The organism is Sulfurimonas sp. HSL3-7 (assembly GCF_039645985.1).
GTDB classification, from domain to species: Bacteria; Campylobacterota; Campylobacteria; order Campylobacterales; family Sulfurimonadaceae; genus Sulfonitrofixus; species Sulfonitrofixus jiaomeiensis.
Window position 1 is genome coordinate 1,660,946 of sequence record NZ_CP147919.1, and the last position, 15,248, is coordinate 1,676,193.

General features: G+C 48.4%; 14 protein-coding genes and 3 tRNA genes. 5 read left to right on the top strand and 12 right to left on the bottom strand.

The window, feature by feature from the left end:
- Positions 1 to 51: 51 nt before the first annotated feature.
- Entirely contained in the window at positions 52 to 1,242 is a 1,191-nt protein-coding gene (locus WCY20_RS08335; RefSeq protein ID WP_345974276.1) for an OmpA family protein, read from the bottom strand.
- Positions 1,243 to 1,244: 2 nt separating this feature from the next.
- Positions 1,245 to 3,230: a TolC family outer membrane protein gene (locus tag WCY20_RS08340; protein WP_345974278.1), complete on the bottom strand. Its 1,986-nt coding sequence runs from the start codon at positions 3,228 to 3,230 to the stop codon at positions 1,245 to 1,247.
- 391 nt (positions 3,231 to 3,621) lie between these two features.
- On the opposite strand from WCY20_RS08340, the gene WCY20_RS08345 reads away from it, so the two are divergent.
- Positions 3,622 to 4,614 carry a CsgG/HfaB family protein gene (locus WCY20_RS08345; protein ID WP_345974279.1) on the top strand — a complete coding sequence of 331 codons (993 nt, stop codon included), beginning with the start codon at positions 3,622 to 3,624 and terminating at the stop codon, positions 4,612 to 4,614.
- 2 nt (positions 4,615 to 4,616) lie between these two features.
- Positions 4,617 to 5,642, top strand: coding sequence for an LPP20 family lipoprotein (locus tag WCY20_RS08350; RefSeq protein WP_345974281.1), 1,026 nt, complete (start codon positions 4,617 to 4,619; stop codon positions 5,640 to 5,642).
- A 108-nt stretch (positions 5,643 to 5,750) separates the two neighbouring features.
- On the opposite strand, the gene WCY20_RS08355 is transcribed toward WCY20_RS08350, so the two are convergent.
- From WCY20_RS08355 to WCY20_RS08370, 4 genes are read right to left on the bottom strand one after another with little or no spacing between them, the layout of a single operon-like run.
- Positions 5,751 to 6,845 carry a glycoside hydrolase family 3 N-terminal domain-containing protein gene (locus WCY20_RS08355; RefSeq protein WP_345974282.1) on the bottom strand — a complete coding sequence of 365 codons (1,095 nt, stop codon included), beginning with the start codon at positions 6,843 to 6,845 and terminating at the stop codon, positions 5,751 to 5,753.
- Between the two features lie 12 nt (positions 6,846 to 6,857).
- A complete protein-coding gene (locus tag WCY20_RS08360; RefSeq protein ID WP_345974284.1) occupies positions 6,858 to 7,595 on the bottom strand; it encodes a CpsB/CapC family capsule biosynthesis tyrosine phosphatase in 738 nt (245 codons plus the stop codon).
- A complete protein-coding gene (locus WCY20_RS08365; RefSeq protein ID WP_345974286.1) occupies positions 7,592 to 7,936 on the bottom strand; it encodes a TraR/DksA C4-type zinc finger protein in 345 nt (114 codons plus the stop codon). Before WCY20_RS08365 ends, WCY20_RS08360 begins: the two co-directional genes overlap by 4 nt.
- Positions 7,937 to 7,939: 3 nt before the next feature.
- Positions 7,940 to 8,974 carry a bifunctional 3,4-dihydroxy-2-butanone 4-phosphate synthase/GTP cyclohydrolase II gene (locus tag WCY20_RS08370; RefSeq protein WP_345974288.1) on the bottom strand — a complete coding sequence of 345 codons (1,035 nt, stop codon included), beginning with the start codon at positions 8,972 to 8,974 and terminating at the stop codon, positions 7,940 to 7,942.
- Positions 8,975 to 9,156: 182 nt separating this feature from the next.
- Here WCY20_RS08370 and WCY20_RS08375 point away from each other — a divergent pair.
- The 3 genes from WCY20_RS08375 (at position 9,157) to WCY20_RS08385 (ending at position 9,582) form a co-directional block, all read left to right on the top strand.
- A tRNA-Met gene (locus tag WCY20_RS08375) sits at positions 9,157 to 9,233 on the top strand.
- Positions 9,234 to 9,246: 13 nt separating this feature from the next.
- A tRNA-Gln gene (locus WCY20_RS08380) sits at positions 9,247 to 9,321 on the top strand.
- 184 nt (positions 9,322 to 9,505) lie between these two features.
- A tRNA-Met gene (locus WCY20_RS08385) sits at positions 9,506 to 9,582 on the top strand.
- Positions 9,583 to 10,330: 748 nt separating this feature from the next.
- Here the strand turns inward: WCY20_RS08385 and WCY20_RS08390 are convergent.
- The 6 genes from WCY20_RS08390 to murF all read right to left on the bottom strand — a co-directional run bounded on the left by WCY20_RS08390 (position 10,331) and on the right by murF (position 15,247).
- Positions 10,331 to 10,654: an MTH1187 family thiamine-binding protein gene (locus tag WCY20_RS08390; RefSeq protein ID WP_345974290.1), complete on the bottom strand. Its 324-nt coding sequence runs from the start codon at positions 10,652 to 10,654 to the stop codon at positions 10,331 to 10,333.
- On the bottom strand, positions 10,654 to 11,163 hold the full coding sequence (locus tag WCY20_RS08395; RefSeq protein ID WP_345974291.1) for an HIT domain-containing protein: 510 nt from the start codon (positions 11,161 to 11,163) through the stop codon (positions 10,654 to 10,656). Before WCY20_RS08395 ends, WCY20_RS08390 begins: the two co-directional genes overlap by 1 nt.
- A 121-nt stretch (positions 11,164 to 11,284) precedes the next feature.
- Positions 11,285 to 12,568: a TRAP transporter large permease subunit gene (locus WCY20_RS08400; protein WP_345974292.1), complete on the bottom strand. Its 1,284-nt coding sequence runs from the start codon at positions 12,566 to 12,568 to the stop codon at positions 11,285 to 11,287.
- Positions 12,565 to 13,068, bottom strand: a complete 504-nt coding sequence (locus WCY20_RS08405; RefSeq protein ID WP_345974294.1) for a TRAP transporter small permease subunit — start codon at positions 13,066 to 13,068, stop codon at positions 12,565 to 12,567. Before WCY20_RS08405 ends, WCY20_RS08400 begins: the two co-directional genes overlap by 4 nt.
- Positions 13,065 to 13,817, bottom strand: a complete 753-nt coding sequence (locus WCY20_RS08410) for an ElyC/SanA/YdcF family protein (RefSeq protein WP_345974296.1) — start codon at positions 13,815 to 13,817, stop codon at positions 13,065 to 13,067. The genes WCY20_RS08405 and WCY20_RS08410 overlap by 4 nt, the downstream gene beginning before the upstream one ends.
- A complete protein-coding gene (gene murF / locus WCY20_RS08415; protein WP_345974298.1) occupies positions 13,817 to 15,247 on the bottom strand; it encodes a UDP-N-acetylmuramoyl-tripeptide--D-alanyl-D-alanine ligase in 1,431 nt (476 codons plus the stop codon). The genes WCY20_RS08410 and murF overlap by 1 nt, the downstream gene beginning before the upstream one ends.
- Between the last annotated feature and the right edge of the window lies 1 nt (position 15,248).

The following is a 15,248-nucleotide window of genomic DNA, read 5'->3' on the forward strand; positions in this document are numbered from 1 at the left end:
CGGCCTTGATACTTGGTTTAACATCACTACTATACTACCCACTTGCTAAAATCAATAATAAAGTTTTACCTCAATACGGCGGTTGGCCTGACGCCCCTCTTGCGTCCGGTTGTCGGCGATTGGATCAAATTCGCCTCGACCGCGTGATTTGAGACGCGATGCGGCAACGCCCTCTTTGATCAAGGCCTCTTTGACAGCGTTCGCACGCGCTTGAGAGAGTGCCATATTATATGCCTTTTTTCCGGTACTGTCCGTATGTCCGACGATCTCCGCCTTATACTGCGTGTTCTCTTTCAAGAACTCGGCAAACGCCTTGACTTCCGGGTAGGATTCATCTCGGATATCGGATGAGCGTAACGTAAAGGTCAACATCAATTTTTTACTCAGCGGGCACCCGTGCGGATCCACTTTAAATGATGGCGGGGTATCCGGACATTGGTCTGCATAGTCAGATACGCCGTCTGTGTCGCTGTCAAACGGGCACCCGCCACTGTTGACTTCGACACCTGTTGGCGTACCGGGGCATTGGTCTTTATAGTCATAAACTCCATCACCGTCAGAATCTAACGGGCACCCTTTTGAATTGACAGTCACCCCCTGAGGTGTTTTCGGGCATACATCTTGACTGTCGAAGACGCCGTCGCCGTCACTGTCAACCTCTTCCTGCGTGAAGAGGTAGAGTGTCACCATGACACGGTTAGAGAGGTTGCGTCCTTCGGAAGTAGCATCACTAAAGGCCTGGTCCCGGCCGTTACGGTTTTCCAAAGTTGTCATGTTTTTGTCAACACCCCTGTCGGCTAAGAGCTTTTGCACCTCCTCGGCAAAACCTTCGCTGATACGCACACTTGCATTACGGTCCAGATCCTTGCTAAACCAGCGTATGATCTTTCCGGCATAGGTATCAGACTCGATCGTGTTTTCATTCTGATCGTCTGTCGTTGCGGCAGTATGCGCAATGATAGTGATACCCATCTTTTTCCCATCTTCTTGATACGATTCAATCGTTTTAACAATCGTGTCAAGGGACTTTTGTGAGTCAGCCGTAAGTGCCTCACCGTCAAACTGGAGAGCCGTAAAACGTATAATCTTCTCAAAATCGCCGTACAGAAAAGGATCTTTCATCGTACTGCCGCTCTCCTGCGCTGAGGAGAGAGGAGAATAGCTGTAGTCGTACGTCCCGGCGTAACCGAAAACGCTAAAAAGCAGCGGTAATAAAAGCAGTTTCATTAACAATCCGTTCATAATCAATCCCTACTCAATTCAATTTCGATACGTTGATTGATGGTATATCCCGCAGGTGTCTCTCCGTGGGCAACAGGTCTCTCCGCGCCCCTCCCCTCTGTCGTTATACGCATTTTGGCGATACCGTTTTTGGTCAGTACCGAGGCCACGGCATCGGCACGCTGCTTCGAAACTTTTCCGTTGACTTCAGCGTTGTCACTGCTGTTGCTGTAACCGATTACCGTCACCTTGTACTCGGACCGCTTGCTTAAAAATGCACTCAGTTGTTCGATCTCAGCCAAGCTGTGAAACGGCAATATTGCGCTGTTTTTACTAAAACCGACACGCATTTCCATACCGATACTGCACCCTTCGCTGTTTATTTTATGGCCGGCAGGCGTATTTGGACAGATATCTTCGCTGTCCTTGACTCCATCGCCATCCGTATCGAGTGCACATCCGTTTGCGAGTACTTTGACTCCGGCAGGTGTAAACGGGCAGTGATCTTTTGAATCGATGACACCGTCACCGTCGCTGTCGATGTTAAGCTTTTGACAGCCGTCCGGCATGATGTCGGTCCCTTCCGGCGAGTTGTCGCACAGATCGAGATTATCGGTGATTTTGTCATGATCCGCATCATACTCTATCGGCAATGTATCGAGAATCTCGTGTGCATCCTGGTTACTGTAAAGATTAACGCGTGATGTGTACTCTTCACTGTCTCCTGTAAGGGCAAGAGGAAGCAGCCCCATCGCGTCCAGGATCCTGTACTTTGCAAACTTTAGGTCATATTCGGCATTGATCAGTTGCATACGCGCATTGATGACGTCGGTTTGCGACTGCAAAAGGTCAAGCAGCGAACGCTGTCCCAGGTCATACTCGTCTTTGTAAAGCGCCAATGTCTTTTCACTGTACATCTTGTAATCACGGAGATCATGCAGCTGCGCCGTAATCATCTCATACGCATTCCATGAGAGGCTGAGTCCTTCGATGACCTGGCGTTTGATATCACGTTTGATCTCGACCTCCTGGTGGATTTTGCTGATCTGTTTACGTGTCTCAGCACGGTCCGCACCACCTCTAAACAGGTTATAGTTCAGAACCAGACGGGCTCGGAAACGGTCATCCGGCTGGTCAAACCCGTTGGGATACCTGCTGACATCGTTGTAGTTTTGACTCACTTCAAGATCGATAGTCGGGAAATACTCTTTCTTGCGCTGCTTCCAAAGTTCCTGCGCCCCCTTGACATTGTAACTGCTCACAAGAATGGATGGGTTGTGTTCGACCGCATACATCGCCGCACGCTGAATACTTTCGGGCATAGGCAGTTCTTCTTCAGGCAGCCCCATCTGGCTTGGATCCGGCATACGTCCGAGGACACGCTTGAAGATGTACTCGGTATCTCGCGCATTGTTTTTCTGGACGGTGAGGTTTGAACGTGCGAGAGAAAGGAACGACTGAATTTTTTTGACCTCTGAGTCTGTCGTCAGTCCGGCGTCGTAGAGATCTTTGATCTTATTGTAGATACCGATATTGATCTGGACGTTTTCGTTGGCGATCTGCAGTAGTTCCCTGCCCCGCATGACATTCAGGTAGGCCTGTGTCATCTCAAACACCGTGTCATTGGCCACTTCAACATAGTTATACGCTGCCGCCAGAACCCGTGTCTCCTGGTAGTTGACTTTATGCATTGAGGAAAAACCGTCAAAAAGGTTCTGTGTCAGGACCAGAGAGCTCTCATAGTTGTTGTAGTTTTTATCATAATCGACATCCGAGTTCAGATTGCCCGGACTGTTAAACCCGGCCGATGCCCTCAAATCTACTCTCGGATAATACTCCGACTCGGAGACCGTCAAGTCCTGTTGTGTCGCCCGGTAGTTTTTCAACCGCTCCTGTACCACCGGGTTGGTGTTCAAGACCTCAATCACACTCTCTTTAAGTGTCAATGCATTGCTGTTCATACCTATTAACAGACTAAGAGAAACCAATAGAACTTTTTTCGATCGCATACAGACTTTCCTGACTTAAAAAATCACCAATAATAATAGATTGAATTTTAGTTTTTATTCTACCTTTATGAGCTGAAAATATGAATGTTTTTTCATCAATTCAAAAACAGGTGGGCTGAATGGTACATTATGTGATAACATTGTGATAAAAAGCAACAGCACCATTTTTTTTATTGGGCGTCTTCTGACAAGTTGTATTGCCAAAGCGGTCTGTTTGCGTTCATGATAGAACCTGCTTGAGTTAAGTGCAGATTGTTTCTTCTTTTTTTGTCTAATGTCAACTCTTTACAAATCCAACGACTATCACTTGCATGACCTATCATTTTTTTTTAGCTCTATTATGATAAGTTACACCCATAAAAACTTCCACGCATATCAAGGTCCTTATATAATGAAAATATCCCCTCTTCTTCTGCCTGTTTCAATAGCTTTTCTCCTCAGCGGCTGCGCCCAAAAAGTTACGGTCAAGGCCTTGGAGCCGGCAGAGGTCAGCGGTGCTGCAGATACCAAGCAGATCGCGGTCACCCCTTTTCACCATGATTATGTCAACCTTGCCGACAAAATCGAAGTCTCGATCTCCAAGCAGCGTATCGACAACAAACCCTACTTTACCGTGATCAATCGGACGGACCTTGCCAAAATCATTGATGAACAGAAGATCCAGAACAGCGGTCTTATGGATGAGTCGACTGCTGTCGAAGTCGGCAATCTTTTAGGTGCGCAGGCGATCATTTCGGGTTCAGTCAATCCTCCTTCTCTGCATGATGACCTCTACTATGTCACCCGTACCAAATGCAAAAAAGAGAACTGCTGGGAGGTCAAAGTCGCCTGTAAGAAACGCACTATCGCCCTCTCTGCACAGATCCGCATGATCAATATCGCAACCGGCGAGATCATCTATGCCGACAATCTCAGCCGCCAGCAGCAGTGGAACCACTGTGCAGATGACACCAGGACGCTTCCGTCCAAACAGTCAGGGGCACAGCAGTTGGCCAATGCAATTGCCGGGAGTTTTGCCTACAAACTGACCCCGCACTACCGTCACATCTCCGTGACCCTGCTGGAAGAGCCCGACATGGAGTACAGCGATTACCAGGAAAAGCTTTTGGACAGTGCCCTGCTCTACATCGAACAGAGCCGTTATGATAAGGCGGAACAACTGCTTCGCAAACTTATAGAGTCAACGGCTTCACAAAGCTATGTACCCTTTTATAACATCGGCGTCATCTATGAGGCACGCGGTGATTTTCTGGAGGCACAACACTATTATGAAGCGGCAGATGCACTGACGGTCGAGCCGGTCAAAGAGATCAACAAAGCTATTATCCGCATTCAAGGTCTGATTGAAAAAGAGACCCTTGCCCTGCAGCAGATAGCCAGATAGATATGATGATGCGCTACAAAACCTCTTCCCACAAAATTCTGACAAGCCTTTTTTTCACCCTGCTTTTCTTTAACGGTTGTTCTGCAGGGAAGAAGGTGGTTGTTCACGAACCAAAACCACTGCCGTCATGGTATACCAACCCGCCCAATAGCAGTGAGCGCTTTCTCTATGAAGTAGCTGAGGGGGTCGATAAGCAAGATGCCATCACCAAGGCTCTCAACCTGATGGCATCGACACTGAGTGTAACAATAGCGTCGGAGTACAAAAGCCATACGACTGCACGAAGCGGTTCGATCAACAGTTATCAGCAGGATGTCGAGAGCGCAATTCAGGCAGATGTAAAGCCGATACGCATCAGCAGCTATCAGCTCCTGGAATCGACCGAACAGGGCTTCAGACGCCACCTTGTTTTAATCAAGAGTGACAAGCAGCAGCTCTTTGAAAGCCTCAAAAAAGAGCTGGATGAGAACATTGCCCTTTTGGAGGGTCAAAAGAACAGTATAAAAAACGGAAATGTGATCGAACAGCTCCGTTTCTATAAACAGGCTGACAACGACTTCGCGTCCGTTAGACATACCCTCAATGTCATGCATGTCCTCAACAACCGTTTTGATTCAGCACCCTACATACAGGCTGCAGAACGTTACAAGGGCGGCTATAATGACCTCCGTTCAAAGGTGACCTTCGGCTTTAAAGCCAACCGTGACGCCTTGAACCTTGTTGAACCGATCAAAGCGGGGTTGAGCGCCGAAAAGCTTCTGGTTCAGGATAAATACGACAGGTACCATCTGACTGTCTTCATCGCCGCGAAGATCGACCGGGTGCAGAGCATGGGGTTTGACCTGGCACGCACGGCCATCAGTGTGACGACGCAAGACCATCTTGGAACGACCATAGGCAGCAACAAGCTTAATATCACCGGCCAATCGACTCAGGGCTATGCCGTAGCAGAAGAGAATGTGGCCATTAAACTGAAACGGTTGATAGACAAAGAGGGGATCGAAAACATCCTGGGACTTGCGTTTTGATAAGCGTATTTTTGTCAATAAATTTAGTGCAAGGAAAGGTCTGAAACAATCCTTTCCGCAAGATTCAATCGACTTTGCAGATCTGTACAATTGGTTGCAAACAAGCCCTTACAGCCGCTCTTTTAATTTTTTAACGCGCCCATAGGCTTCCTCTATGCGCTCTTCACTGATCTTCCCTGTTCGGACCTGTGCTTTTACCACCTTCACGATCGCATCAAGCCCAAGCGGTTCGGCAAGCTGGTTGGCAAACAGAAGGATGTCAACACCGGAATTGAGCGCCAGGGTGACTGTATCTTCCAGGGTGTAGTGTTTGTGGATCGCCGCCATCTGCAGGTCATCGGTGATGATGACACCTTCATAATGCATTTTGCTGCGAAGTAGTCCGGTGTTGACCTCATTAGAGAGGGTCGCCGGGTACTTTTCATCAAGGTTTCTGTTGAAAATGTGCGCGGTCATGATCATATCGACCTTCTGCGCTTCGATCATCTGCATAAAGGGTTCCAGCTCTTTATCACTCCACGTATTCGTCACATCGGTAAAGCCTTTATGCGAATCGGCTTTTGACGAGCCGTGACCGGGGAAATGCTTGATCACCGTTAAAACACGGTTTTTGCGATGCTCTTCCACGAAGATAGAGGCGTACCTGCTCACGACCTTAGGGTCACTTGAAAAAGCACGTTTTTTACCGGCAATAATAGGGTTGTAGTCAAACAGCAGGTCCACGCTCGGCGCAAAATTGGTATTGATGCCGTTGTCTGAAAGCATTCTTGCCATCGCGCCATAATATCCCTGTGCTTTTTTAACATTGCCTTTAGCCACGTCTTCCGCCGCTGGAAAAGTCTCAAAACCGTCCTTTGCTTTCAGACGGGCGACTTTGCCCCCCTCTTCGTCCACACAGATCAGCAGTTTCTCTTCTGAGATGCTTTGAAGATCGGCATTGAGTGTTCTAAGCTGTTTTGCGTTAATGATATTTTTGCGTTGCATCTTGTTCAGCGGGTCCTGGTCGAACAAGATCACCCCGCCGAGACCCTTTTCAATATCCCTGGCGATCGTACCCTTGGGTGTGATCGCCGTACCGTGAAAACCGAGAACGATCAGCGAGGCGATCTTTCGATCAAGTGTGACGTTTTTTTCCTCGCCAGGCTGAGCAAAAAGTACAGAGACGGATAAAACAGAAAGCATAAAAAGTTGATGAAAATTCATGGGGAGCCTTACTTAAAGTGTATTGTTCAAGATGGTGTTGTGCTCAAAGATCCTGCTGTAAACCGTCTGCGTCTTCACATGTTCAAGAGCCTTAAGATGAGGGGTCTTATGGGCATCAGAACCTAGGAAATCGATCATTCCCGCTTCTGAAAGCTTTTTGGCCATCTGCTGAATAGATTTGGAGTAGTGACTGCCGAAAGAAGGAATATTGACCTGCATCAGCACCCCTTTCTCTTTAAGTCGTTCGTATTTTCCGAACTCTTCATACATATAGATATAACGTTCCGGATGGGCCAGTACCGGCTTGTAACCGGCGACTTTGATCTCAAAGAGCATCTCTTCGAGCATAAGAAGCGGCTGTACGTAGGACATCTCGAAAAGCATGTAGTTATCGCCGAAGGTTAGGATATCGCGTTTGTCGACCAATGCCATTACCGTCTCATCAAGATAGTACTCTGAAGCTGCCTCTATCTCGATAGCAATATTGCGCACACGAAGTTCCGCTTGGAGCGCTTGCAGTCCCTCTTTTATGGCAGTGCTTGTATTGGGGTAGCGGTGGCTCATGATGTGCGGTGTCGTGATCAGTTTTGTATAACCCTGCGCCGCAAACATTTCGATCATCTCTATGGACTCATCCATACTCTTTGAACCGTCATCTATGCCGGGGATCAGGTGTGAATGCAGATCCGTTTTAATGAGAGGGGGCTCTTGTGGTGCTGAAGAAAAGATATTTTTAAATATGTTGATCATAAATTATTCTCCTTCGCACAGTTGACACAATAGCTTGATTCTGGAATCAACAACACTCTTTGAAAAGCGATGGGCTCTTCGCACTCTATGCATATCCCATATTTCTCATCTTCCAAATGCTCTTTGGCATAAAGCAGACGGCTATAACGTTTTTTTGCTTCCATGTAAGCCCTGTTCAGAACTTCCTGATCGTGCATCATCTCGCAACGCAGCAGATCACCCAGGGAGCAGTCAGGAGCTATCGGCCTGAGCTGAAGTTCCAGCGCCTTGAGCTCTTTATCGAGCGATTCAAGATCGCTTGTGATCCTCTCACGCAGTAGATGACGCTCCGAACGTGTCAAGCACTAGCCTTCCGAAGGGTTGATCGTCTCTAAAACTTCCAGGCCGAAACCGCTCAACCCAACAAATTCAGGAAGTGCAGAACAGCTTAGAAGACGCATATGTTCAATGCCGTACAGTTTTAAGATCTGCGCGCCCACACCGAACTCTTTCATGTTGCTGTGATGCTGGTCCGGGTTGTTGATAAAGACAAGAACCCCGCCGTTTTGTTTGAGGTAATCGATGGAGTCGATCAGCTGTTTATAACGCTTTTTATCAAGAAGAAGCTCCATATCGGAGACGACATTATGGACTTTGACATTGGCCGTCTCGCCGATATGATGAAAAGAGATCGCCGTATGTTCCAGCTTTTCATGATCGACAAACGTCCGCTTTTTGGCGTGCATCCCGAAAAACTCGATCTCCTCTTCGCTCGTTGCCTTGACCAGGATCTCATTGGCGAGACGATACTCGACGATATCAGAGATATAAACCGTTTTAAGGCCGTGCTTCTGGGCAAACAGGTCCAGATCATCGCGGCGCGCCATTGTCCCGTCATCTTTGATGATCTCACAGATCACACCCGAAGCATTCAATCCGGCTAAACGGCAAAGATCGACTGAGCCTTCCGTATGCCCCGTTCGAACAAGCGTGCCCCCGTCTTTTGCGATAAGAGGAAAGATATGGCCGGGACGGGCCAGTTCCTGCGGCTTGCTCAAAGGATTGGCCAGGATCTGAATGGTCATATCTCTCTCAGCGGCAGAGATACCCGTCAACGCGGATGCCGCATCGACAGAAACCGTAAACGCCGTCTCATACTGAGAGCTGTTCGAACTGACCATCGGGTTGAGTTCAAGACGCTCAGCAATCTCATTACTGACAGCCACACAGATAAGCCCCCGTGCTTCCTTCGCCATAAAATTAACATGTTCCGGTGTTGAAAAGACAGAAGCATAAACAAGATCACCCTCGTTCTCTCTGTCTTCGTCATCGACCATAATAACCATCTTTCCTTTTTTAATCTCATCTATAGCATCTAGTACGCGTTGTATCGGTGTCATTCAAATCACTTTTTCTAAGAATATTTTTAATATATTTGTGGATTATAGTCAATTTCATCATAAAGTCATCTCAAGTCGGAGAGTTAGTTGAAATTCCTCTTTTTTTCGATGGCGTCTTGACAAACACCTCGTTTTTGTCTATAATTTCGGCCTTTGAAAGCAACTGGTTTTCAAAATCGTGTCGCGGAATAGAGCAGTTCGGTAGCTCGTCGGGCTCATAACCCGAAGGTCACAGGTTCAAATCCTGTTTCCGCAACCAATCTACTACATATTGGGGTATCGCCAAGCGGTAAGGCCTCGGTTTTTGGTACCGATATTCGGGGGTTCGAATCCCTCTACCCCATCCACTTTTATCTATCTTTCTCAAGATTTTTAAATTTTATTGATTTTCGTCTTAAGCAAGGCAGTTGAAACTGAGGAATACATCAGCTATCCGAAAGAACAGCTAACGCAGACAAGTGTTAAAACAAAGTCACAGTGAAGCACTAAATGCCGAATCGTGATAAGGCAAAAAGCAAAAAAATCAAATGGCGCGGAATAGAGCAGTTCGGTAGCTCGTCGGGCTCATAACCCGAAGGTCACAGGTTCAAATCCTGTTTCCGCAACCAATCCTTCAATACAATTCTCATACAAATACTTTATAAACTCAAAAACTCCACCTGCGACTAAAGTCACCAGCCATGATGATGCTTCGCATATCATCATGTCGCGTCGCCTAAAAAAGCCAAGCAGTTGACTTTTTATTAACGGCTTTTGCGGTTCAAATCCTGTTTCCGCAACCAATCCTTCAATACAATTCTCATACAAATACTTTATAAACTCAAAAACTCCACCTGCGACTAAAGTCACCAGCCATGATGATGCTTCGCATATCATCATGTCGCGTCGCCTAAAAAAGCCAAGCAGTTGACTTTTTATTAACGGCTTTTGCGGTTCAAATCCTGTTTCCGCAACCAATCCTTCAATACAATTCTCATACAAATACTTTATAAACTCAAAAACTCCACCTGCGACTAAAGTCACCAGCCATGATGATGCTTCGCATATCATCATGTCGCGTCGCCTAAAAAAGCAAAGCAGCTGACTTTTTATTAACAGCTTTGAAAATTCACATCCTTTTTCGCACCCATTTCCACACAGATATCTTCCGTAGGGATCTTTTTCAGAAAATGGTGCGTCGTACCAAAGCTCTTCTCATTTTTTTGTTGACAAAAACGCTACAATATCACTTTTTAAAGGATAGACAATGCTACCTAATTTAGATGTCACTTCAACCACGATGAATATCGTTTTAATGGTTGTAATTCTGGGCGCAGCTTTTTTTATATTAAAAGGGAAAAAAGAGAAGAAGTAACGCTACTTCCTGACTTCACGCCCGATCTCCCGCTCAACCGAGGCGATCTTCGTTTTAAGGCGGTTCGATTTTCCCTTACGGATATCGAACTTCAATGAAGAATAGACCCGTTCACAATCACCCAGTGCTTCATACGACTTCTCGACAATCTCCAACGCCTCGCGCATTGTCTCGGTCTCTACTATCGTGCCCATCGGTGTCAGCTGATAGGCTGCCCCGCTCTGGTCGATCATGTCGATAATACGACTCACATATTCGGAGACAGACGCGCCGTCGCGGCAGTCGTCACTTGTCGGGAACATCGCAAATTCCAGTAAAACACTCATTAACATTCCTTAAAATAGTTTGGTATCTCGGAGAGGATCTTTTGGTAGATCTTCTCAAAATCGCTTGAATAGACCCTTGTTCCACCGATAGAGGTGATGAAGTTGGTATCGCCTCTCCAGCGCGGCACCAGATGCAGGTGGATATGCTCTGCGATCCCCGCACCGGCAGCACCGCCCAAATTCATACCAATATTGACCCCCTGGGCATTGAAGGACTCTTTTAAAAGCCGCACCCCTTTTTGGGCAAGATCGGCAAGGTGCAGCCATGTCTCACTGTCAAGCTCTTCAAGACTGTCAGTATGGTGATGCGGTATGATCATAAAGTGTCCCGGTGTATAGGGATAACGGTTCATTACTACAAAACAGCGGTCGTCACGATAGAGCACGTGCAGACTCTCATCATCGTCCGCATGCGAACTGATGTGGCAGAAGACACACCCCTCTATCTTCTCCCCGCTCACATAGTCACTTCGCCACGGCGCGTACAAAATATCTTTTTGATCGAGCATAACCTGCCTTTTTATTAATGGCAAAGTATAACAAAGTTCTCTTTTTGATTGATATTAACATGAGCGATCGAAAGAAAAAAGTTCTCTTTGCAAAGAGCCTAAGTGCTCCATGCGGTACTCTCTATAAAAAGGCGAAGACAAGATCCGGAAAGAGGATCACACACCCAAGGGCCAGCAGCTGCAGTGCAATAAAAGGGATGATCCCTCTGTATATCTGCATCGTCGTGATGCTCTTTTGCGCCGCGCCTTTCAGGAAGAAGAGCGCCAGACCGAAAGGCGGTGTCAGAAACGAGGCCTGCAGGTTCAAAGCGATCAAGACGGCAAACCAGACCGGGTCAATTCCGAAAGCGTTCATGACAGGGACCAGAATCGGGACGATGATGAACGAAATCTCGATAAAATCGATAAAAAAGCCGAGAATAAAGATGGCTACCATCGAAACGGCAATGAAGACCCAGACATCGCCGATATCTTCGCTGAAAAATGCCAGCACCAGATCGGTACCGCCAAGCTCGTTGAAGACAAGACTGAAAGCGGTCGCACCGATGAGGATCATGAAGATCATCCCGCTGAGCTTGACGGTCTCCAGCATCGCATAGCGCACCATCTTCACGTTCAGGCTCTTATTCATAGCACTTAAAAGCACTGCACCCAGCACGCCGAAGGCCGCCGACTCGGTCGGTGAAGCGATGCCCGCGAAGATGGAACCGAGCACGGCTACCATCAAAAGAAGCGGCGGAAAAATCGAACGCATAAGTTCAAGTAAACCGATCGGCTCGATCTCCTCACTCGAAGGGGCCATCGACGGGTTGATCAAAGAGATGACAATGATGTAGGCGATATAGAGGCCGACCAGCAGCAGCCCGGGAAGGACCGCCCCCATAAAGAGCTCACCAACACTTACGCTCATCACGTCTCCAAGGATGATCAGGATGATGGACGGCGGAATGATCTGCCCCAGCGTACCGCTGGCCGCCACCGTGCCTGATGCCAGCCCTTTGTTGTACCCTGCTTTCAACATCAGCGGCAGCGCGATGACGCTCAGCATCACCACCGAAGCGCTGACGATGCCTGTTGAGGCGGCCAGCAGCGCACCGACAAGTACCACACTGATTGCCAGACCGCCTCTGACACTCCGGAATGCCCGGCTCATCGAGAGCAGCAGCCGCTCGGCCATCTGCGACTTCTCCATTACCAGCCCCATCGCGATAAAGAGCGGCACCGCCATCAATGTCGAATTGCTCATGATCCCGAAGATCCTGAACGGCAGGAGGTTGAAGATCTCAAGACCCAGTTCGGGGATCAAGAGAGCGAAAAGAAGTGCAACCCCGCCGAAGACAAAGGCGACCGGTATGCCCAAAAGCAACAGAGCGAGAGCGAGCAGGAACATGCCGATGGCGATCATTTCAGACCCCTTAGCAGCTGCAGCTCTTTGTAGAGTTCGCTGAGTGCCTGAACGATCAGCAGTATAAAGGCGAGCGGCATCAGCGACTTGACGATAAAACGGTACGGCAGACCGCCCGGATCGGAGGATGCTTCCATCTGTTCAAAGCTTATCAGGACAAAATCAAACCCTACATAGACAATAAGCAGTGAAAAAGGGAGGATGAAAAAGAGCGCGCCGACAATGTTGACGATATGGCGCATCCTGTCGGAGAAGCCGTCATAAAAGATATCCACCCGCACATGCGATGCACGCTGCAATGTATAGGCGATGCCCAGCATGATCACCACATCGAAAAGGTGCCACTCCAGCTCCTGCAGGGCGATGGAACCCGACTGAAAAAGGTAGCGCATCAGGGCGTCATAGACGACCAGCGCTATCAATGCGGCCAGTGCCGTCGCGGCGATATAGCCTATCCACCGTATCAGCGACTCCAGAAAATGAAACGATTTTACGATCACTGTTTTACCCACTCCCAGGCCAGACCCAGATACTCATGAAAAGCGAGGTCACTGCCCCGTAGACTCCTGCCGTTTGGCATCTGAAGCCATTCGCTCTCGCCCCGTACCTGATAACCCGTCGGCGCGGCAATCGGATTTAACCCCTGTGCTTTAAAGATCTTGAATGCGCGCGGCATATGGGATGCCGATGTCACCAGAATAAACGGCTTCTCACCTGCCATTTTTTTCATTGCCACCGCCTCTTCGTAGGTATCTTTTGGTGTCTCAAGCATGATGATATCATCACTTTCCACACCAAGCGCGCGTGCTGCTTTTTTCTGCATCGAAGCGTGGTTATAAGGGTCTTGGCCGCCGTAGCCCGAGACTACCAGTTTTACGTCTGCCAGCCTGTTATAATGGCGTATTCCCTCACTCAGACGGGTCAGTGCCGTTGTAGTGACTTGCGAGGTGATCGGAAGCGCTTTGTCGCTGTTATGGCCGCTGCCGAGCACCAGGATATAGTCAACATTCACCGGTGTCTCGATCAATGCCGGGTATTGTCGTTCCAGGGGTTTTAAAAGCAGGTCACTGACAGGCGCATAACTCAGCAGCGCAATCCAGACAAAGGCAAGCGGCAAGAGTGTTTTCGCCGCTTTTATTCGTCCGATATAGAGTGCGACAAACCCGGCTGCGGCAATAAACAAGCCGATAGAGAGCGGTCCTAAAAGTTCACCCGCAATTTTTTTGACGATGAAAAGCGTATCGACCATCAGATAAAATTCGGCGCATCGTTGGCAAAGAGGATGATATCCCCTGCCCTGGTACGCTCACCCAACACTTTGGTAAGCTGACTCTTGTCACCGAGCATGATCTTTTCGGCAACAGTGAGATGTTTGTCAAAGAGGTCGGCGTTGAGCTGACCCGTGACAATGGCCACATCGCACACCTTGTTGATCGCTTCGATCAGCTCTAGGTTAAGCTCCCTGGTGCTTTCAACCAGCCCCGGCGTAACGATTACCTTGCGGCCGGGGTGCAGAGAGAGAAGACGGACGTCTTCGAGCATCCCGTCGATGTTGCCGTTATAGCCGTCATCGAGAATGATCTTTCCGCCGGCATCGATGCGCTGAAGACGGTGTTCGACGCTTTTAAGTCCGCTCACCCCTTTTTGGATCTCCCCGGCTTCCATACCGAGAGCATCGGCAACCAGAACCGTGGCCTCCAGGTTGATCGTATTAAAAGCGCCCAGAACATCGGTCTGAAGGTGCAGCGTCTCATCATGCAGCTGCATATCAAAAGAGAGCCCCTCCAGTGTCGCCTCGACATTGCTGACGCCGTCACCGAAAAAGGTCACCTTCTCATGCGGCTCCGATGTCACGGAGTTGTGCACGAAGGCTCTTTGCAAACGGTCCGACTGGATGATCTCAAGCTTGGTACGCTGAATGTTCTCGAGTGTCTTGAAATACTCAAGGTGTTGCGGACCGACCTTGCCGACCACAACAATATGCGGATGCAGGAACTGCGCGATCGTGTAGATGTCGCCGCGCAGGCGCGCACCCGCTTCACAGACATAGACCTCGCAGTCGTCAGGCAGCTCCATGTTGACGTCGCGTACAAGACCGGCAATGGTGTTGACGCTGCGCGGGGTGGCGTAGACTTTGTACTTTTTGGAGAGCACCTGCGAAATGAAGTTCTTCATGCTCGTCTTGCCGTAACTGCCCGTCACACAGACGATCTTGAGCTCTTTACGGGCCATAAGTTTTTTCTGCGCCTCTCTCTTATACGCCATAAAGAGAAAGCTCTCAATTCCTTTGGAGCCTACATAAGCCAGAAAAAGCGGTAAAAAGACAAATGATGGTCCCGCCATCCCCTTGATAGCAGTGACCATATCGAGAAAGAAGGTCAGCACGAACAGCAGGATCAAAAAGCGTTTTACACGCCAGGTGAAGACCAGCTTTTTGTCCAGTCTATAGTACCAGAACCCAAGCGCCAGAAGGTAGACAGCCAGCACAGCCGTAAAATAGTCTGCCGCAACATAATAGAGTACGAAAGGGAAGATAAAAAGCGTAAAGTGCCAAAGCGGTTTGTGGTGTTTTAGAACGACACGCGATATCTTGTAATCGTACCACTGCAGATTGGTTATAAGGTAAAAGCCCAGGGCCATTACGAAAATGACATTGGTTATTAAATCCAGGATATCCATC